This is a genomic window from Nesterenkonia alba DSM 19423, from assembly GCF_000421745.1.
In the GTDB taxonomy this organism is placed as follows: Bacteria; Actinomycetota; Actinomycetes; order Actinomycetales; family Micrococcaceae; genus Nesterenkonia; species Nesterenkonia alba.
The window spans coordinates 12,975-32,206 of record NZ_ATXP01000007.1 but is presented as its reverse complement, the minus strand read 5'-3'; the positions used below and the strand labels follow the sequence as shown (position 1 = coordinate 32,206).

Genomic DNA, 19,232 nt, shown 5'->3' with positions numbered 1-19,232 from the left:
AAGCGTGTACCAAGGCTTCTATGACGAGATCCATGAGGAATTCCGCGACGTCGTCCGCGAATTCGTAGCCCGCGAGGTCGCCCCGGACTATGCATCCTGGGATGCGGCCCACATGATGCCCCGCCGCCTGTGGGAGGCCGCAGCGGAGAACGGACTCCTCGGCCTGGCTGTCCCGGAAGAGTACGGGGGGTTAGGCCTGAACGACTACCGGTTCCGCATGGTCATCGATGAGGAGCTCGCCCGGGCCAACTGCATGGCCGCAGCCCTGGCCTTCCATCTTCACGATGACTGGGTGCTGCCTGCGGTGCTGAGCCTGGCCACCGAGGAACAGAAAGCCACCTGGCTACCCCGGTTCACCGACGCCAGCTTTGTCACCTCCGTGGCGTACACCGAACCGGGCGCCGGCTCCGATTTACGCGCGGTCCGTTCCAAGGTCGAACGCAACGCGGACGGCTCCTACACGCTCAATGGTCAGAAGACGTTCATCGGCAATGGCATCAGCGGTGATGGTTCCCTGGTGCTGGCCCGCGATGGCGAGGGCTACAGCCTCTTCCTGGTGGAGAAGAAAGACAACCCGGGTTACACCCCCGGCCGTCAGCTGGACAAGATGGGGCTGAAAGCCTCAGATACCGCTGAGTTGTTCTTCGACGATGTCCACATTCCCGCCGAAAACCTGCTGGGTGAGCCGGGACGCGGCCTGGAGCACATCAAGGACCTGCTACCCCAGGGGAGACTGGCCTTATCGACGGCCGCCGTCGTCGTCGTCGACGCCGTGCTCAGCCAAACGGTGCGTTACGTCGCCGAACGCGAAGCCTTCGGTCAGCGGATCGCCGAGTTCCAGAACACCCGGTTTGCCCTGGCCGATATCGCCGCCAGGCTGGAGGCTAACCAGCGCTACATCGCCGGTGTGCTGGAGCAGTTCCACGCCGGTGAGCTCGACGTCGTCGCCGCCTCCAAAGCGAAACTCACCACCACGGAATTCGCCAAGGAGGCAGTGGACACCTGCCTGCAGCTGCACGGAGGCTACGGCTACATCCTCGAATACCCGGTGGCGCAGGCATACCTGGCGGTACGGCTGATGACGATCTTTGGCGGTACCTCCGAAATCCTCAAAGAAACGATCGCCCGGGAGCTGAGCTGACCCCATGCACGTGGAATCCATCACCATCCGCCGACTGCGCATGGAGATGCTCACCCCCTTCACCACCAGCTTCGGCACCCAAACCCACCGGGATCTACTCATCGTCGAAGCCCACGACGGCGAGACCACCGGATACGGCGAATGCGTCGCCCTGGCAGCCCCCATCTACTCAGAGGAAGCCACCAGCACCTGCCAGGTGGCCCTGACCGAATACCTCATCCCACTGCTCGCCGCCGCGGAAATCACCCACCCGCGCGAGGTGACCGAGGTACTCGCGCCGATCAAGCGCAACAACATGGCCAAAGCCGCAGTGGAGGGCGCCTACTGGGATCTGTGGGCCAAACAGCAGGGCATCAGCCTGGCCGAGGCCTACGGGGGAACCCGCGAGCAGATCGAGGTCGGGTTGAGCATCGGGCTGAAAGAGACCGACGCGGACCTCCTCGAGGCCGTCAGCGCCGCAGTGGAGACCGGATACCGGCGAATCAAGATCAAGATCGCCCCGGGCCGGGATGTGGACATGCTGCGCGCGGTCCGGGCACAGTTCAGCCAGACCCCCATCATGGCCGATGCCAACTCCGCCTACACGCTCGATGATCTGGACGTCTTCACCGCGCTCGACGAGCTCGACCTGATGATGATCGAACAACCCTTGGCCCACGATGACATTGTCGACCACCGTAAGCTCGCCGAGCAGATCCGCACCCCGGTGTGCCTGGACGAGTCCATCCACTCGGCCGAAGACGCCCGCAAAGGTATCGAACTGGGCTCCACCGAGATCATCAACCTCAAAGTTGGCCGGGTCGGCGGGATCACCGAATCCCTGGCGATCGAACAACTCTGCCGCGACCGCGGGATCGGACTGTGGTGCGGCGGCATGCTGGAGACCGGCATCGGACGGGCCCACAATGTGGCCATCGCCTCTCTGCCCGGTTTCACCCTCCCCGGGGATACCGCACCCAGCTCCCGGTACTGGGCCGAGGACATCATCGAACCGGCGGTGACCATGAGTCCCGACGGGCGCATCGAGGTGCCCTATGGCACACCCGGGCTCGGGTACGACGTCGTCGTCTCCCGTCTGGATCAGCACACCGTCTCCTCCACCACCCACCCGCTGAAGACCTGATCCGGCTGACCCAGCTGACCGACCCACTGTGAAAGGACCGCCACACTCCGATGGTTGACCCCACACCCGCTCTGCTCCGCGCCGCTGAGACCCGCCTACCACAGCTCATTGAGGATGTGCGCCGGCTCGTGGAGGTCGAAACCCCCTCCGAGGATCGGGCTGCTGTAGCCCGCGGCGCCGAGGTGGTCGCCGGGCTCATCGAACAGCGGCTAGGGCTCACCCCAGAGACCCTGGAGATCGACGGGGTCACCCACCTGCGGGTGCGGTTCGGATCGGTGCCGCCGAAAGTTCTGCTGGTCAACCACCAGGACACTGTCTGGCCACACGGCACCCTGGCACGCAAACCCTTCACCCAGCAGGACGGTGTACTGCGCGGGCCCGGAGTCTTCGACATGCTCACCGGGTTGGCGATGTCCATCCACGCCGCAGCGATCCTCGCCGAGGCGGGAGAAGACCTCACCGGGCTGGGCATTCTGGTCACCGGGGATGAGGAACTCGGATCGGTGACCTCCCGGGATCTGCTCCTCGAGGAAGCCGCAGAGGCCCGGGCCGCTTTCGTCATGGAAGGGGCACTGGACACCTCCCTGAAGATCGCCCGTAAAGGCACCTCGATGTACACCGTGGTGGTCCACGGCCGAGCAGCCCACGCCGGACTGGAACCGGAGAAGGGCATCAACGCCGGGATCATCCTGGGGCAGCTGCTCCCAGAGATCGAAGCCCTCGGTTCAGCCGAGCACGGCACCACAGTGACCCCTACCGTGCTCTCAGCCGGCACCACCGGCAACACTGTGCCCGATCGCGCTCAGGTGGAGGTCGACGCCCGCGCCAAGACCATTGCCGAACAGGAGCGGGTCGATGCCCAGATCCGCCAGTTGAGCACCGATATCGAAGGTGCCCGGGTCGAGGTCACCGGACGGATCAACCGTCCCCCCATGGAACGCTCCGCCGCCGAAGAGCTCTACGCCCGGGCCGAGCAGATTGCTGAGAGCATCGGCATCGGGCAACTCACCGGCGCGGAGGTCGGGGGCGCCTCCGACGGGAACTTCACCGCCGCAGCGGGGGTGCCCACCCTCGACGGGATGGGAGCCACCGGTGGCGGTGCCCACGCCGAGCACGAACACACCCTGGTGGAGAACATCGCCCCCCGCACCGCCCTGCTGGCCGGGCTGATCGCCGCCACCCTGTCTGACAGCGACCAGTAAGGTCGGGACCTGATGAACCAGCCCGCCGATCCTCTTCAGCAGGCACGTGGTGAGGCCGATGCTGCCGCAGAGGCCGCCGGTGTCGTCATCCGGGAACTGAGGCGGCCGGAGCAGGCGCAGGCTGCCGCCGACTTACTGGCCGAGATCTGGAGTCCCGGTGGAGCCGGTGCCGCACCGGTGGAACCAGGACTGCTCATCGCCCTGGAACACGCTGGAAACTACACCACAGGAGCCTACGACGACGCCGGCAGGCTCTTCGGGGTCACCGCCGGTTTCTTCGGCGCACCCCAGGCGGCGATGATGCACTCGCATATCGCCGGGGTCCACCCCGACGCCGCCGGGCGGGGAATCGGGGCCGCGATGAAGCTGCACCAGCGGGCCTGGTGCCTCGCCCGGGGTGTTCACACCATGGAATGGACCTTCGACCCGCTCATCACCCGCAATGCCCGGTTCAATCTACACAAGTTGGGCGCTGAGTTCGCCGAGTACTTACCGCAGTTCTACGGGCAGATGCGTGATGCCACCAACGCCGGGCAGGGCAGCGACCGGGCGTTGATTCGCTGGCCACTGCGCAGCCGCTGCACCCCCATCACAGGGGAGCCGGACCGGGTGCTGCTGCACATCGGGGACGATGATGCACCCGTGGCGACTGCGCACGGAGCCGATGTGCTCCACGCCGCGGAGGGAGCCGGCGTCGTTGGGCTCAGCGTGCACCCGGATATGATGCGGCTGCGTCGGCAAGCCCCGGAGCTTTCCGCGCAGTGGCGAGTCAGCCTCCGGGAGACGATGCAGCCGCTGCTGCAGGGCGGCTACACCGTCCGCGGCGTGACCGGTGAGGGCACCTACCTGCTCAGCCGATGATCTGCTCGGCCTGTTCGGTGGAGCGTTCCTTCTGGTGCGCGCGGGCCTGATGCTCCAGCTTCACCGTCCACACCTCCCCGGGTTCTAACAATTTGTGCTTGCCTTCGACGTTGACGTCGATGGGCTCAGCGGAGCCTTCAGAGAGGTTCAGGGTGACGTGAGCGTGGTTGATGCGCACCAAGATCGGCTGGTTGCGATACCGCATCCGGAAGGTGACCTCCGGCAGCTCATCAGGCAGCAGCGGGTGCAGCCAGAGCGCATCCGAACGGGTCTCCACACCGCCGTAGCAGCGGATGACCATATCCACAGTGGCCGCCATGGCGCCGAGGTGGATGCCCTCCCGGGTCGTGCCGCCCTGGGTGTCGGAGAGGTCAGCCTCCAGTGCCTCCTTGAACAGGTTCCAGGAACCGGCCCGGTCGAACCGGGCGGCCACCCAGCCGTGCACCACCCGGGAGAGGGTAGAGCCGTGACTGGAGCGGGCCAGGTAGTACTCCACCGTGCGGCCGAAGTCCTCGATGGTCAGCTCATACCCCATGTACTTCAGATGGGCGATGAGTTCATCGGCGGAGAAGATGTAACACAGCATGGTGACATCGGCCTGCTTGGAGAGCTTGTACCGGTTGGTCATGTCCCCTTCGGCCTGCAGGATGAGGTCCAACCGGCCAATATTGCCGTACTTGGCCCGGTAACCCTCCCAGTCGAACTCGAGGAGATCCTCGTAGCCCTCAAACTGGCTGATGATCCCGTCTTCATGGAAGGGCACCCGAAGCCGCTGGGCGATGTGCTCCCAGTGGTCCAGTTCGTCTTCGAAGATGTCCAACCACTCGGAGAGGGGATCGTCCCGGGAATCCAGCTCACGCACCAGCCCGGCGGTGTGCCGCAGCGTCCAGGAGAGCAGCACATTGGTGTAGGCGTTGTTACGCAGCCCTGAACCGGGGGTCTCCGGGTAGCCGTCGTGATACTCATCGGGGCCCATGACGCCGTCGATGTCATACCGGTCAGCTTCGGCGTCGTACTGGGTCATGGAGACGAAGAACCGGCAGATCTCCACCAGCATCTCCGCACCGTAATCGGAGAGGAACGTGTAGTCCTCAGTGGCCTCGAAGTACTGCAACACCGAGTAGGCGATGGCCAGGCCCACGTGCCGTTGCCGGTGGGAGTTATCCGGCATCCACTGCTGGGAGCGCGGGTTCCACAGCTCGCTGGGAGTCTCCTCCCGCCCATCGGAGCCGGACTGCCAGGGGAACATCGCCCCGGCGTAGCCCTCCGCCTTGGCCATGGCGCGGGCCTCGGTGAGGCGGCGGTACCGGTACATCAGCAGCCCACGGGTCAGCTCGGGTCGGCGCAGGGTGAGCATGGGGTACATGTACATCTCGTCCCAGAACAGGTGACCCCGGTAGCCCTCCCCGGTCAGCCCACGGGCCGGCAGGTTGGCATCGAGGTCTCGCCGGGCGCCGAAGGCAGTCTGCAGCACATGAAAGGTGTGCAGATTCAGTGCCAGTTGCTGGCGCTCATTGCGGCGGCCCTGGTCCTGGTCGCAGCCGATGGATACTGCGAACCGGTGCCACAGTGCTCCCCACATCTCCTCGTGGTAAGTCAGCATCTGCCGGAACCCGGTGGAGCGCTGTACGCGTTTGACCGCGTTGTGCCACACCGTGGAGATCGCATGGTCATGGGAGTTGGAGACCGCGGCGATCTTCTCGATCTTCACCGGCTGGCCGGCGTCGACGTGTAGGGAGATGTCGTGACCGGCCACCAGGTCCCCCTCCATGACGGGTCGGCGCATGGGGTTGGGTTCCCCGCCGGAGGTGATCCGGGTGCGAGTCGCCACAGCGATCTGCACTTTGGACTGGTTGGTTTGGGTCTCCAGCAGCACCGTTTCACCGTCGACCTCGCGGGAGTCCACCGGTTCGAGGTGATTGCCGGCCAGTTCCCGGTCGGCGGCGACATTGCGGTTGGCGACCCGGCCTTCGATCATCGAACGCACATTGAGGTTGCCGGACCAGTTTTCGGCCTCGACTTTGACCTCCATGGCCGCTAAGTGCACTCCGGCTAAAGACTGGAACTGTCGGATGGTCACTTTGGTGCGCCGGCCGTGGAGGTCCTGGTAACGGGCTACCCGAGTCAGCAGCCCTCGGCGCATATCCAGTTCCTGGCTGTATTCCAGCAGTTCTGGTGAGCTGGGCAGCAGAGGGTTACCGGCCTCCGGGGTGACCTGCAGGAAGGTCCAGTCCGGCACATTAACCATGTGCTCGGTCTCCACTGTCTTGCCCATAATGTCGGTGTTGAGCCGGTTGAACACCCCGGCGATGTAGTTACCCGGGTAGTGGGTGGCATCGGCTGAGGTCCCCGGGTAGGAACCGCGGGTGCCCCAGTAGCCGTTGGCCATGGCACACAGGGCTTCCCGGGTGGGCTCGTCTTTGGGGTCGAAGGAGTCGTACTTCAGCACCCAGGTGGGGTCGTAGGGGCGGGTGGTGCGCGTGGCCAGCTTCGCCACAGAGAGGTCTTTGACCACGATGTCCGCTCCGGCATCCTTCAGCCGGCGGGGGTCATCGCCTCGGTTGAGGCCCACCACCATGCCGAAGTCGCCCTCCTGGCCGGCCTGCACACCGGAGGCGGCGTCTTCGATGACGATCGCGTCCTGCGGTTCCACCCCCAGCATGATCGAGGCGTGGAGGAACATATCTGGAGCCGGTTTCCCGGGCAGACCCAGGTGGGCCATATCCGTGCCGTCGACGATGACATCGAAGACCTCAAGGAGCCCGGCGATGCGCAGCACCTCCCGACCGTTGCGGGAGGAGGTGGCCAGAGCCACCGGAATACCGTCGGCGCGTAACTGGTGGATCAGTTCCACCGTGGTGTCGAAGACCTCGACGCCGTCACGTTCAAGGACTTTCTCGAAGTAGCCCTGCTTACGGGCGGCGAGCCCATGCACGGTCAGCGCATCGGGGGAGTCGGCGGGACTACCGTCTGCGACCTCCAATCCGCGGGCGGCCAACAGGGAGCGCACACCGTCTTCCCGGGGCCTGCCATCGACGTAGCGTAAGTAGTCCTCGTCGGTGAATTCCGGCTGCGGGGAACCGGCGATCTCACTGAGGGCGGCGTCGAAGAGTTCCTTCCATGCCGTGGCGTGGACGCCGGCAGTGTCGGTGACCACACCGTCCATATCGAAGATGACGGCGCGGAAGTGACGCAGGGCGTGACGCTTGGCCTCGGCGCTGTGACGGAAAGGATTCTCAAAGGGGTGCATGTGTGTGATTTACCTCACGCTCGTTGGCTAGTAGAGGTCCTGACAAGTTCGGTCACATCGTCGTGCTCTGGCCCATCCTATGGGCACACTGAACGGCGGGCCTAGCATCCACTGAAAGTTTCCTGAATATCTGTCCACCTGGTAGGTGGAAGCCGATAGAGTCGTGCCTGTGGCCCGGCGTTCCAGCATTGAACTGACTTTCCGCGAGGTAAGTGGCTCCTCGCAGCACCCCGCTGTGGCTGCCGGCGTCGTCGTCGATTGGATTGATAAAACCGCCTACGCCTGTGCTGCCTCCTGGGCCCGCACCCAATGCGTAACCTCCTATGTGGGCAATATGCACTTCGCGGTCCCGGTGCCGCGGGATACCCCGGTGACCGTCCAAGCTCGGGTGGTCCACACCGGCCGCCGCAGTGTTCACGTGCAGACCCGGGTGTTGATCCGAGGCTCTGAGGGCTGGACGGTATGCACCGAGTGCTTCATGATCTACGTGGCCATTGGCGCCGACGGTGAGCCGGTGGAGGTGACTCCCTTCACCCCGCAGACGGAGTTGGAGCGCCGGCGCGACGTCGACGCCTCCCGTCGGATGGTGCACCGCCGGCAGATCGAAGAGGAGATCCGTTCCCTGCCCGAATCCATGGGCACCTCAGAGAGCGTGACCTTGCGGTTCATCGCCGACACTGACGAACGCTACCCCGACGGCAAAATTCGCGGCGGCGCGGTGATGAAGTGGATCGACCTCGCTGCCGAGATCTGCGCGGAGCGGTACTGCGGTTACGACGTCGCCAGCGTCCTCACCGGGGGTGTCCGGTTCTACCGGCCCATCACCATTGGGGACCTGGTAGAGGTCGATGCCCGGTTGGTGCTCACCGGAACCAAGTCCATGCACGTGCTGGTGCGGGTCCGTGCCGGCCAGCGCAAGGAGCGCCGCCCCCAGGATGTCGCCTACGGGCTGCCGGTGATGGTCTCCCCCGATGGTAGTGGCTCAGCCCGGCCGATCCCCGCCTGGCAGCCGCTCAGCGATGAAGACCACACTGTGGCGGAGAAGGCCCGCCGGATCCGCGACCTGCGTAACGCCACCCTGCTCAGCCCGAGCCCACCGCCGGTCAGTGGGGCTGAACCCACGCCTGCCACCACCGCCTGAGGCAACACGCAGGTTGCATCCTTACCCCACCGGAGATCACAACTACGCCCTGGGGAGGATGGGTTCCCCCAGAAAGCGCCGTTAGGCTCGGAGACGATGAGCCAGACACCACATTCCCCAGATTCGCCAGATCCCGGGCCGTACGGGCCGCCACAACAGTTACCTGGCCCCGAGGGAGCACCTCAACACGGGGACACCCCCCAGCAGGCAGGTCCCCCTCAGCAGGTAGGTCCGCAGCACGGAGCCCCACCGTATGGGCCCCCGCATTACGGCGGTTCCCAGGAAGATGCGGGTGCCCAGAATGCGGGCCCGGTGTATGCCGGTCCGCAGTATGGACCCGGACCGTACCCCCAGCAGCCGGGTGGTTTCCCCGGGCAGTATCCACCCGGGCAATACCCGCCAGGGCAGTATCCATCGGCCCAGCACCCGCATACCCAGCGCCCGCACGCTCAGTATCCGCACGACCAGCACTCCGGCGGGAAGAAGGAGATCCCCTACGGGTTTCAGCCCAAGGGGGCTTTCGCCTCTCCCGGCGATGACCCGAAGGGCCGGCCGGTGAAGCCGACGCTGGCCAAAGGTCTGCCGCCCAAGCTCTTCGGCCGTTTCGCCCAACCGGATTCCGAACCCGGCCGACTCTCCTGGTGGGACCTCATCCCCACCATCCCCTACCTGTTCATCTTCATCATCATCCCCATGGCGACGATGGCCATCCTGGGAGACCTCGACGCCGCAGTGGAGCTGGACCCCGATCAGGGTGACTGGGGCCTGGAATTCGGGCTCAACGCGGTGCTGTTCATCGCGTTCCTGCTGGCCATCGCCCCCATTGTGGGTAAGTCATTCATCCGCAGCTTCCGGGTCTTTACCCACCACGCCTTCGCCTGGCTGAAGCTGCTGGCCATTCCGGTGCTGTGGGTAGTGACGATCGTGCTGAACTTCATCATCAACGTCAGCCTCTTGGCCGCCACCGGCGAAGAACCCGAGCAGAGCGTCAACCAGTTGGGTGTTGAGGCGATGATCGCTGCGGTCCCCATCTGGGCAGCCCTGCTGATCTTCGGGCTGATTGGCCCCTTCGTGGAGGAGTACTTCTTCCGCCACTTACTGGTCGGCAAGCTCTCCGTCCACCTCAATATCTGGGTCTGCGCGGCGATCTCAGTGGTCGTCTTCGCCGCTATCCACGTGATGACCGAGCTGTTCACCGCCTCCGGGGTGGAGATCGTCATCGCCTTAGCCGGTTATCTGACGATGTCGATCGTCTTCACCCTGACGTATATCTTCAGTGGACGGTCCCTGGTGTTCGTGTGGCTGCTGCACGCGTTCAACAACGTCGTCGCCGTGCTTCTGCTGTACTTCTTCGGCCCGGTTCTCGACCCCTCGGGGACGGTGCTGAGCTTCTTCAGCGCCGGCTCAGTAGCATGATGGGCTCGTGAGCACTACACCGCCCGAGGACGCCGGGGATACCGACGGCCCCTCACGCCCGGAGCACGCCGGGAAGCCCCAGGGGGCCGGCACGCCCGAGGGAGCCGACTCACCACAGAGCGCACAGGCCCCTGGGCGGGATCGGCGGCCCATCTCCCGGCAGATCCTGTCCCTGGCGATCCCCGCACTGGGTGCCCTCATCGCCGAACCGCTGTTCCTGCTGGCCGATACCGCCATCATCGGCCGGCTCGGGGTGCCCGAACTGGCCGGAGCCGCGCTCGGGGTCACGGTGATGAACACTGTGGTGGGGCTGATGATCTTCCTCGCCTACTCGACCACTCCCGCGGTAGCCCGCTATGTCGGAGCCGGGAAACTGCCTAAGGCGCTCGCAGCTGGACGCGACGGGGTGTGGCTAGCTGTAGCTCTCGGCGTCGTACTCGCCCTGGCGGGGCTGGCCTTTGGGGAAGAGATACTGACCGGGCTGGGCAGCAGCGGAGAGATCCACCCCCATGCAGTCGCCTACCTGCTGTGGTCGCTGCCCGGGCTGCCGGCGATGCTGCTGGTCTTCGCCGCGGTGGGTACGCTGCGCGGTCTTCAAGACACCAAAACCCCGCTTGTGGTGGCTGCAGCCGGGTTCGCGGCTAACGCCCTGCTGAACCTGGTGCTGGTCCACCCGGTGGGGCTCGGGGTCGCTGGAGCGGCCATCGGCACATCCATCGCCCAGTGGGGGATGGCCGTGACGTACCTGGTGATGCTCATCCCGCGGTTGCGGGCGCACGGCGTCGGGCTGGCCGCTGACCCCATCGGTTTGCGGACCTCGTTCACCGTGGGGTGGTGGATGTTCCTGCGGACGCTCACCCTGCGCGCGGCGCTGCTGGCCACGGTGGTGGTCGCCACTGACCTCGGCGCGCAGACTTTGGCTGCCCACCAGGTGGCGTTTACCGTGTTCTCCACGCTGGCCTTTGCGCTCGACGCGCTGGCCATCGCCGCCCAGGCGCTCATCGGCCGGGAACTGGGGGCCTCGCGGCAGCATGAGGCCCGCCGGCTGGTCCGCACCATGGTGGTGTGGTCGCTGGGCTTCGGGCTCATCACCGGGGCGTTGACGGCGCTGGCTGCCCCGTGGGTGCCACGACTGTTCACCCCCGATGCGCAGGTGGCCGCCGGTATCACCGTGGCCTTGCTTGTCATGGCGGTGGCCCAACCGCTGGCCGGTTATGTGTTCATCCTCGATGGGGTGCTCATGGGTGCCGGTGATGTGAAATACCTCGCCATGGCCGGACTGGTGAACCTGGCTATCTACATTCCTTTCCTCGGTTGGGTGCACCGGTGGGCTACGGATCCACAGATCGACCTGTTCCGCCCGCCGATGGCCGCCTCCGGTACGGAAACGATCCTCTGGCTATGGGTCGGCTTTGCCGTGGTGTTCATGGGGGCTCGCGCGCTCACCCTGGGGGTGCGGGCTGCGGGCACCCGGTGGATGGTTCTCGGTGAGAGCCGATGAGGCGCCGTCGGTGGTAGTAGACTTCCCGGCGTGTCCGTGACACGAACCGACCCCGAGACCGCTCGCGCCCTGGCCCGGCCCACCTGGCTACGCGCGGGCTTAGCTGCGCTCTTCGGCGTTTTCACCCTGGTCTGGCACGGCAACGAGACCATTGTTGAGTTGTGGTCGGGTGAGGACCTGCTGGTGGCTCGCATCGCGATCGTCGTGTACCTGGTGCTCAGTGCCACCGCCATCTGGGAAGCCGCCAAACAAGACGTGGTCCCCACCGGGTTGCGCTCAGCCCTGGCTTTGGGGGCCGCAGTGCGGCTGCTCTCAGGCGTGGCCGTGGTGTTTGTGACCACGACGACGGCGATCGCCGTGGCAGCTGGTGCCGGTCTGCTCATCTGCGGGGCGGCTGAAGCGGTCGCCGCCCGGCGGTCTCGTGCCGGGTTTGTGCCCGCCCGAGACCACACCCTGGTCGGGACGTTGGAAGCCCTGGCCGGAGTGCTCCTGGTGAGCTGGTGGGGGCTGGAGATCGAAGGCGTGGTCGGCATCATCGGAATGGCCGCGATCCTTACCGCCGCTCTGCTCGGGGTCGCCGCCGGTGGTCTGACCCACGAGCTGCGCGTGGCAGATAAACGGCAGCAACGCCAACAGCAGGACCAGAAGTAGCCCAGTTCTCTACGTCGTGTAGAAAAGAGTAGACTGGGACGGCCCCACACCCCCGTACGTGCTAAGGAACCCACACTCGTGCCCGAGGAGCCCCAGGACCGGCGCCGGTCCCTGCTGGAGAGCGTCAAAGCACCCCTGCTGTTCTCCTTCGCATTGGCCTTCGTCGCCGGGTTTGTCACACTGTTCGCCTCATCTGGCGGTTCGGACAACCCGCGCGTGGAGCACACGGTGGGTGCCGAGGGTGGGCTGAACAGCCCGATCAACCTCTCGCTGATTGCTTTCGGTGTGGTGTTCATTGTGGCGTTGCTGGTGGTGTCCATGCTGCAACTGGCCTCCCGGGAGAATCCAGAGCACCTCTCCGAGGGTGCGGGGGTTAACCGGAATTCGGAGGAGCTGTACCGGCGGCAGGTGGCCGAGCGGCGGGAGCGGCAGCGGCGCGAAGAGCAGAAGAAAGCCCGCGCCCGGGGTGAAGAGCCCCCTTACGGGCGCGACGCCGACCCGGATAACTAAGAGCCCATCCGCACCTCCCGCCTGCGTCCCTGAACCCCACACCCGCCCTGCTTAATCCCCGTTCGGGTTACCACACGGTCCACCCTGAGCCCCCACGCCCGCCCCTCGCCCAAAACACCGCGGGTTTGTCGAACCTCAGCGGGATATATGGCGCGGAGGTTCGACAAACCCGCGGAGTTTGCGGTGGGCGGGTGGGGTTGGTCGGTTTAGCTGAGTGGGGACGGGGTTGGCGACGTCAGGGGCGGTGGGCAGGCCCTTTACTCCATGCGGGCGGCGGCTCGGTGCACCGCTTCGGTCAGCCGGTCGAGCGCCGGTGTGGTGGCACTCCAGTGCTGCCAGTGCAGCTGGGCATCTTGTGGTCCGATCTCCGCACAGACCACTAGGTCCCGGTGGGTGCCCTCGACGACGCCTTCTGGCATCTGCGCCTGCGGGATCATCCCCCAGCCGAGCCCGTAGCCCACTGCCGCGTTGTAGGCCTGAACGGAGGGCACCAGATGTGTCACCGACGGCGTCGTCACCCCGACTCGGGCGAGGGCGGTGCGTTGCATATTGTCCCGGATGGAGTAATCGACCAGCGGCACCTCACCCCACTGCACGGCGCCGGCGTCGTCGCGGTGTCGGTCCAGCAGCTCTGCGCTGGCCACCGGCCAATAGCGCATCACCCCTAAAGGTTCTGAACGGCACCCGGAGACCGGTGTGGGCTCCTCAGTCACCGCCGCGGCCACGGTGCCGTTGCGCAGCAGTTCATGGGTGTGTTCTTGGTCCTCGGCGTGCAGGTGCAGTTCCACGTGGTCCCACACTGCCGCCTCGCGGAGCACGTAGAGAAACCAACTGGCCAAGGAGTCGGCATTGACGCCCACCGCCAGGGTGACCGTGGGCTCATAGTGCGCCGAGGAGCCGCGAAACCCCAGTGTGCGGCGGGCTTCATCCTCCAGCAATAAGGTCTGCCGGGCGATGCGCAACAGGGTTTCACCGGAGGCGGTGGGCCGCACCGGCACCGTGCGGGTCAGCAGCACGTGCCCGACCTCCTTCTCCAAGGCCTTGATCCGCTGAGAGAGCGCCGAGCCGGAGATCTGCAGCAGATCCGCCGCGGCCTCGAAAGTCCCCTCATCCACGGCGAGCACGAAAGCCCGCAGGTGACCGGTATTCATACCTGAAGCATAGCTTCAGAGACTGAAGAATCATGAGCTGGTGCGGATTCCATCGGCCGCGCAGAATCAATCACATGATGACTGTGCTGCTGACCGGGTTCCTCGCCTGCATGGCGCTCATCGTGGCGATCGGCCCCCAATCGGCCTTCCTGCTCCGGCAGGGGTTACGCCGCGACCGGGTTGCCGTGGCCACCGCCTGCTGCCTGCTGGGGGATGTACTGCTCATCGCGGCTGGCACCGCCGGGGTCGGCGCCATTTTGGACACCGCGCCCTGGTTGCTCGAGGTCATCCGCTGGGCCGGGGTCGCATACCTGCTCTGGTTCGCTGTGCGGTCTTTCCGTTCGGCCATGCGGCCGCGGGACGACGTCGCCCTCCTCTCGCCTGAGAAGCAGAACCCAGCATCACCGCAGCACCGACAGCGTCATCGCGAACATTCCGGACAGAACCGTGAGCTCCTCGAGGTCACCATGACGTCCTCGATTCCGGTGGTGAAGCCCGACGACGCCGTCGCCACTCGTCAAAAAGTGAAGGTCACCCACGTCTCCCGGGTGAGCGCCGTGGCCGCCACCGGATTGACCGTTTCCATCCTGAACCCTCACGCCTGGGTGGACTCGCTGGTGGTGCTGGGCTCGATGGCCAATAGCTTCGCCGATGAGCGGTGGTTCTTCGCCGGCGGGGCGATGCTCGCCTCGGTGGTTTGGCTGCTGGGATTGGCCTGGGGCTCTTCAGCCCTAGCCAAGGTGCTCAACCGGCCCCGAGTCTGGCAGGTCATTGACGCCTCAGTTGGTGTCATCATGGTCGCCGTCGCCGGGCTGCTGGCCGCCCACGGCTTCTAATCCGCGCTGCGCTTTTTAGCTTTCTTCTCCCGTTTGGCGCGTTCTTCCATCAGCTCAGAGCGCATTCGTTCCCGGAACTGCTTGGCCGCCACGGCACTGGCTGAGGTCGGCTGGTTCAGTGCCGCGGCCTTTTCTGCGGAGGAGGGCTTGGTGATCTTCCGCGGGGCGGAGCTGCGGCCGTTGGTGCTCTCAGTCTCATCGCTGCGGCGGGCGGCCTGCCGTGCCCGGTAGGCGCGCACGTGGGCCCGGTTGGCGCAGTTGCCGAAGTCACAGAAGAGTTTGGAGCGGTTGCGTGTGAGGTCCACGATGGCGGCGTCGCAGTCTTCCCCCTTGCAGATCCGCAACCGGCCGGTCTCCTCTTCGGTGACCAAGTGGCTCAGTGAGGCGGCGAACGTGGCAGTCATGACGTCGCTGACCTTCTTCGAAACCGGCACCGGCACCACGTGGAACCGCAGGGGCTTCTCCGCCGGATCCACCGGTTCCAGGCGGGTTCCGACGCCGTCGAGCAGCTGATTGACGAGCTCGACGGTCTCCTGGGTGGTCACCGGGGAGCGGCTCCAGACCTGGCGCAGCACCGAGCGCAGCTGGCGCACTCGCTGCAGATCCTTGCGGTCAGCAGTGGAGCTGGGCCAGTTGAGCTGGGGGTCCTGCTCGGCGAGATACGTCTTCAGGCCTTCGACAGTCTCCAGCGAATCAGGGTGTCGTTTGGCGCTGCGTAGACCCTCATCAGTGTTGATGAGGTCTGCCGCGGCGATCAGCGCGCGATTGATCTCTGCGTTGAACATGTGTCTCCTATGACGCGCGGCGCGCTGGAACGGCAGCGCTGCCGCTGGGTGCAACGGTGAACAGGCATGGGGGTCCCGGACGTGAACGGCCGTCCGGGCCAGGCTCGCTCAATCCCCACAGTGTAGCCCGCACCGGCGCTGACGTGGGCCTATGTCATATTTCACCCCCTTCAGACCCGACGGTGTCAGGGGTAGAAGGGGGTAGGGATATGAGGTCTGACCAGGAGGTATCGCGCAGAGCGAAACTAGACGAAAGTATTACTCCATCAGGTGCTTCAGGCGCTGCAAAGAGGCTCGAATGCTCGCCGCGTTCTGCTGGGGAACCCGCGCGCGATCCAGCAAGGCCCGCACCGCCGGGTTCTGTCGCGAGGCGTCATACGCTTCGGTAACCCGGGTGGATGTGCCGTTGTAGTCCAGCTCCCAACGCCAGCGGTGCCCGGTCGGCTGAGCCCACTCCAACACCCGCAGTTGCTCCGCCCGGGTGACCTGCAAGGGTAGCCGGTAGGGAATCCCGAACTTCCGCATATGCACGCTGAAGGTGTCCCCCTCGGAGAGGTCATGGGGCCCCTTGGCCCGGTCGCGGACCGTCCCGGACCCATCAAACTCGTGGTGCCGGTGTGGGTCAGCGACCACCGCCCAGATACGCTCCGGTGGCGCGGTGATCTCCAGGGTGTAGGCGATGACGTAGTCGCCGGCGTCGACTCTTTCCGGTGGGGCGGAATCGCTCATGCACGTCACGATACCCAGTGGACCTGTTGCCGGGAACCCGGCATCTGGTATTTCTGGAGAGGTGATTCCCTTCGGCACGCACGGCAAAGCGCGCAGGCTCGCCGCGCTTGCCGCTGCCGAAGAAGCCGCACATCCCACGACGACCACACCTTCACAGGCGGAGATGCAAGCTCGCCTCCAGGTGTTCATCGAGTCGCGAGCGATCTGGTGCGCGATCCTTGGCGGCCTGATGGGACTCGTCGTCGGGCTCGTGGTCTTCTGGGGGGAACGTGTGGTCCTCGCCGAGTCCGAGTACTCCGGGGACTCCCCGGCCGTGCAGTTCTACGCGTCGATCGTCGGTGGGGTGGCCGCGGGGGTCGCGTTTCTCATCGGTTGGTCGCTCAATACCCGTATGGCGAACCTGTGGCTGGGGCAGCGGTGGCGGCTACGCCAGCTCATCGACACTCTGGCCCTGGTGGTCGTGCACTCCTCCATCGCGGTGATGGCCGCCCTGGGGATTTTCCGGCTCTTCCAGGACGCGTTCATCGGGCTGACGGTCGATGACCTCGCCGGGGCGGTGTTCTGTGGACTCGTGGGGGCGGTGGCGGCCTACTTTAGTTTCAACTCCGGGGCGCGCATCAACGCCTTCACCCTCTCCACCATCCTGGCCTCCTTCATGGCCAGTGGTGTGCTGGTCTCCATGCTCTTTGCAGAAAACCCGTTCTGGTGGCATGTGATGTTCTCCGAATTGGGGACCGGGCAGGCCGGCAGCACGAGTTTCTGGACTTTCAACACCACCCTGGTGGTCTCCGGGATCATCATTACCACCCTGACCGCCTTCATCACCCGCGACTTGGAGATCTGGGCCGAGCACACCCGGGACAAGCTCACCGAGCGGATTCAGCGGCGGCAACAAGAGGCCGCAGCGGCGTCCTCCCGCGGTAAAGTGCCGCTGCGCCTGCGGGCCACTGCGCCGTTTGCCCGGCACCTGTGGACCCCGCGGGTGATGGTGGTACGCATCGGGATGATCGTCATGGGGCTTTCCCTGGCGGGAGTGGGGCTGATCCCCATCAGCCTGCACCACGACGCCCACGTGGTGGCCACCGCCTCCTTCGGTTTGTCTTTTCTCTTCCTGTTGGTGGGGATCCCCTACTGGCTGCCCGGGTTTCCGCGTACCTTTTACCTGGTGAGCTACCTCTCTGCCGCCGGTCTGGTTTTCGCCTTCACCCTGTGGCGGCCGGTGGGCTACTACAACCTGACGTCTCTGGAGCTCATCGGGGCAGCGATCCTGTTTTCCTGGTTGATTATCTTCGTGCGGAACATCGCCGCGCAGGTGGAACGGGTCCGGCAGGTGGTGCCTCAATCGCAGCTGGGTGGCACGGACTCTGAGGCTGCCGGATGAGCCCCGCGGTCGCCGTCGTCGGCTCCGGACCCAATGGGTTGACCGCTGCGGCGTATCTGGCCCGGGCGGGGCATGAGGTCACCGTCTTTGAAGCGAGGGACACCCCTGGTGGTGCGCTGCGGTCGGCGGAGTTATTCGGTCCGGGGCTCATGAGTGATCTTGGTGCCAGCGTGCACCCGTTGTCGGTGAGTTCTCCGGCGTATCAGGACCTGATCGGGGATGAGGTGACCTGGGCCCACCCACCGGTTCCAGCCGCCCATGGGCTCGACGACGCCGATCCGGTCCTGCTTCACCGTTCCTTGGACACCACGGCGGAGGGTTTAGGGCCAGACGGCCCGGTGTGGCGAAGGCTCATTGCACCGCTGGCCGAGGATTTCGGGGCTCTACAGCGGGCTGCGTTCACTCCGCCCAGCTTGCCGCTGTCCCAGCTGGTGCCCCAGGGGGTGCTCTCTCGGGTGGCCGGTTTCTGGCGGCTGGGCACTCGCGGTGGGCTGCCCGCTCGGGATGTGGAGCGGCTCTTCCGTACGGAGTCCGCACGCGCTCTGTTTGCCGGGTTGGCCGCTCACTCCACGGCTCCGCTGAACCGGTTGATGACCTCGGCTTTTGGGGTGCTGTTCGCCGCTGCCGGGCATTCCTGTGGCTGGCCGGTGGTGGCCGGTGGCTCCGGGCGGATCGTCGATGCGCTCACCCAGGTGGTGACCTCCCACGGCGGTCAGATCGAAACCGGATTTGAGGTGACGGCAGTGTCCCAGGCGCCACTGCCCCCGGGGCGCCTGGGAGTCCGCAGCGATCTGCGGCCGAGGGGTTGGAAGCTGCGGGGGCTCACCCCGGGCAGGCGTCGGCGTCGGGAACGGACCGCGGCGGAGGTCTACGACGTGGTGGTGCTGGATCTCACTCCCGCCCAGCTGCTCCGGTTGGATGGGCTCAAGCTGCCCGCCCGAGTTCAGCGGCGGTTTTCCTCCTGGGACTACGGCCCCGGCCTGGTGAAGATCGACTTCCTCTGCGATGGGCCCATCCCGTGGGCGCGGGAGGAATTAGCTCAGGCTGGCACTGTGCATCTGGGTGGTAGTGCTGGGCAGATCCACGCCGCCGAGGCGGCCATCAGTCGTGGAGTGCTGCCCGGCCGGCCCTATGTGCTGCTGACTCAGCCGGCAGTCGCTGACCCCACACGGACCCCCGACCACCGCACGATCGGCTGGGCCTACGCTCATGTGCCGCGCGGACTGTCCGGGCCGGGGGTGAAGCGGGCTGCCCGACTCATCGAAGAGGAGATCACCCGGCAGGCTCCCGGGTTCGGCGACGTCGTACTCGAACGCACGGTGTGGGGGCCGGCAGAGCTTCAGGCCTGGAACCCTAACCTCATCGGAGGGACGATCAGCGGTGGGATGCCGACGGTGGGACAGATGTTTGCCCGACCGCGGCTGCTCTCCCCCTATGAGACGGGTGTTGAGGGGGTTTACCTGTGTTCCTCGGCCACTCCGCCCGGCGGTGGGGCTCACGGCATGGGCGGGCACAATGCTGCTGCCACCATCCTCAGCCAGCTCTGAGCGGCAC

The 19,232-nt window shown here is 65.8% G+C and carries 16 protein-coding genes; 12 read left to right on the top strand and 4 right to left on the bottom strand.

Going from position 1 to position 19,232, the window contains the following annotated elements; all coding sequences use genetic code 11:
* Positions 1 to 4 precede the first annotated feature (4 nt).
* Genes H578_RS0106760 through H578_RS0106745 form a run of 4 tightly spaced genes read left to right on the top strand, consistent with a single transcriptional unit; the run spans position 5 to position 4,327 of the window.
* Complete coding sequence (locus tag H578_RS0106760) at positions 5 to 1,141, top strand: acyl-CoA dehydrogenase family protein (protein ID WP_022872934.1); 1,137 nt, start codon at positions 5 to 7, stop codon at positions 1,139 to 1,141.
* Positions 1,142 to 1,145: 4 nt separating this feature from the next.
* Positions 1,146 to 2,264, top strand: coding sequence for an o-succinylbenzoate synthase (gene menC / locus H578_RS0106755; RefSeq protein WP_022872933.1), 1,119 nt, complete (start codon positions 1,146 to 1,148; stop codon positions 2,262 to 2,264).
* Between the two features lie 50 nt (positions 2,265 to 2,314).
* Positions 2,315 to 3,466 (top strand): M20/M25/M40 family metallo-hydrolase, encoded by a 1,152-nt coding sequence (locus tag H578_RS0106750; RefSeq protein ID WP_022872932.1) that lies wholly within the window; start codon positions 2,315 to 2,317, stop codon positions 3,464 to 3,466.
* Between the two features lie 12 nt (positions 3,467 to 3,478).
* Positions 3,479 to 4,327: a GNAT family N-acetyltransferase gene (locus H578_RS0106745; protein ID WP_022872931.1), complete on the top strand. Its 849-nt coding sequence runs from the start codon at positions 3,479 to 3,481 to the stop codon at positions 4,325 to 4,327.
* On the opposite strand, the gene H578_RS13905 is transcribed toward H578_RS0106745, so the two are convergent.
* A complete protein-coding gene (locus tag H578_RS13905) occupies positions 4,317 to 7,577 on the bottom strand; it encodes a beta-phosphoglucomutase family hydrolase (protein ID WP_022872930.1) in 3,261 nt (1,086 codons plus the stop codon). The genes H578_RS0106745 and H578_RS13905 overlap by 11 nt on opposite strands.
* 169 nt (positions 7,578 to 7,746) lie before the next feature.
* Here H578_RS13905 and H578_RS13900 point away from each other — a divergent pair, with 169 nt between their 5' ends.
* From H578_RS13900 to H578_RS13890, 5 genes are all read left to right on the top strand, one after another.
* Positions 7,747 to 8,718 carry an acyl-CoA thioesterase gene (locus H578_RS13900; RefSeq protein WP_022872929.1) on the top strand — a complete coding sequence of 324 codons (972 nt, stop codon included), beginning with the start codon at positions 7,747 to 7,749 and terminating at the stop codon, positions 8,716 to 8,718.
* A 312-nt stretch (positions 8,719 to 9,030) separates the two neighbouring features.
* Positions 9,031 to 10,134: a CPBP family intramembrane glutamic endopeptidase gene (locus H578_RS15590; protein WP_022872928.1), complete on the top strand. Its 1,104-nt coding sequence runs from the start codon at positions 9,031 to 9,033 to the stop codon at positions 10,132 to 10,134.
* 151 nt (positions 10,135 to 10,285) lie between these two features.
* Positions 10,286 to 11,635, top strand: coding sequence for an MATE family efflux transporter (locus H578_RS0106725; RefSeq protein WP_028464018.1), 1,350 nt, complete (start codon positions 10,286 to 10,288; stop codon positions 11,633 to 11,635).
* A gap of 30 nt (positions 11,636 to 11,665) precedes the next feature.
* On the top strand, positions 11,666 to 12,286 hold the full coding sequence (locus H578_RS0106720) for a hypothetical protein (protein ID WP_022872926.1): 621 nt from the start codon (positions 11,666 to 11,668) through the stop codon (positions 12,284 to 12,286).
* Between the two features lie 78 nt (positions 12,287 to 12,364).
* On the top strand, positions 12,365 to 12,796 hold the full coding sequence (locus H578_RS13890; protein WP_022872925.1) for a hypothetical protein: 432 nt from the start codon (positions 12,365 to 12,367) through the stop codon (positions 12,794 to 12,796).
* 257 nt (positions 12,797 to 13,053) lie between these two features.
* On the opposite strand, the gene H578_RS0106710 is transcribed toward H578_RS13890, so the two are convergent.
* Complete coding sequence (locus tag H578_RS0106710) at positions 13,054 to 13,947, bottom strand: ArgP/LysG family DNA-binding transcriptional regulator (RefSeq protein WP_022872924.1); 894 nt, start codon at positions 13,945 to 13,947, stop codon at positions 13,054 to 13,056.
* Between the two features lie 74 nt (positions 13,948 to 14,021).
* On the opposite strand from H578_RS0106710, the gene H578_RS0106705 reads away from it, so the two are divergent.
* A complete protein-coding gene (locus H578_RS0106705) occupies positions 14,022 to 14,783 on the top strand; it encodes a LysE/ArgO family amino acid transporter (protein WP_022872923.1) in 762 nt (253 codons plus the stop codon).
* Here H578_RS0106705 and H578_RS15585 read toward each other — a convergent pair.
* Both H578_RS15585 and H578_RS0106695 read right to left on the bottom strand, forming a co-directional pair.
* Positions 14,780 to 15,568, bottom strand: coding sequence for a CGNR zinc finger domain-containing protein (locus H578_RS15585; protein ID WP_022872922.1), 789 nt, complete (start codon positions 15,566 to 15,568; stop codon positions 14,780 to 14,782). The genes H578_RS0106705 and H578_RS15585 overlap by 4 nt on opposite strands.
* A 258-nt stretch (positions 15,569 to 15,826) precedes the next feature.
* Positions 15,827 to 16,297, bottom strand: a complete 471-nt coding sequence (locus H578_RS0106695; protein WP_022872921.1) for an SRPBCC family protein — start codon at positions 16,295 to 16,297, stop codon at positions 15,827 to 15,829.
* A gap of 61 nt (positions 16,298 to 16,358) precedes the next feature.
* Here H578_RS0106695 and H578_RS15580 point away from each other — a divergent pair, with 61 nt between their 5' ends.
* Positions 16,359 to 17,678, top strand: a complete 1,320-nt coding sequence (locus H578_RS15580; protein WP_022872920.1) for a hypothetical protein — start codon at positions 16,359 to 16,361, stop codon at positions 17,676 to 17,678.
* Complete coding sequence (locus tag H578_RS15575) at positions 17,675 to 19,225, top strand: phytoene desaturase family protein (protein ID WP_022872919.1); 1,551 nt, start codon at positions 17,675 to 17,677, stop codon at positions 19,223 to 19,225. The genes H578_RS15580 and H578_RS15575 overlap by 4 nt, the downstream gene beginning before the upstream one ends.
* The last annotated feature ends 7 nt before the right edge of the window (positions 19,226 to 19,232 follow it).

Excerpts from the sequence above, each read along its gene's own strand:
- menC (WP_022872933.1), top strand. The coding sequence starts at position 1,146 with ATGCACGTGGAATCCATCACCATCCGCCGACTGCGCATGGAGATGCTC.
- H578_RS0106750 (WP_022872932.1), top strand. The coding sequence starts at position 2,315 with ATGGTTGACCCCACACCCGCTCTGCTCCGCGCCGCTGAGACCCGCCTA.
- H578_RS0106745 (WP_022872931.1), top strand. The coding sequence starts at position 3,479 with ATGAACCAGCCCGCCGATCCTCTTCAGCAGGCACGTGGTGAGGCCGAT.
- H578_RS13905 (WP_022872930.1), bottom strand. The coding sequence starts at position 7,577 with ATGCACCCCTTTGAGAATCCTTTCCGTCACAGCGCCGAGGCCAAGCGT.
- H578_RS0106710 (WP_022872924.1), bottom strand. The coding sequence starts at position 13,947 with ATGAATACCGGTCACCTGCGGGCTTTCGTGCTCGCCGTGGATGAGGGG.
- H578_RS0106705 (WP_022872923.1), top strand. The coding sequence starts at position 14,022 with ATGATGACTGTGCTGCTGACCGGGTTCCTCGCCTGCATGGCGCTCATC.
- H578_RS15585 (WP_022872922.1), bottom strand. The coding sequence starts at position 15,568 with ATGTTCAACGCAGAGATCAATCGCGCGCTGATCGCCGCGGCAGACCTC.
- H578_RS0106695 (WP_022872921.1), bottom strand. The coding sequence starts at position 16,297 with ATGAGCGATTCCGCCCCACCGGAAAGAGTCGACGCCGGCGACTACGTC.
- H578_RS15575 (WP_022872919.1), top strand. The coding sequence starts at position 17,675 with ATGAGCCCCGCGGTCGCCGTCGTCGGCTCCGGACCCAATGGGTTGACC.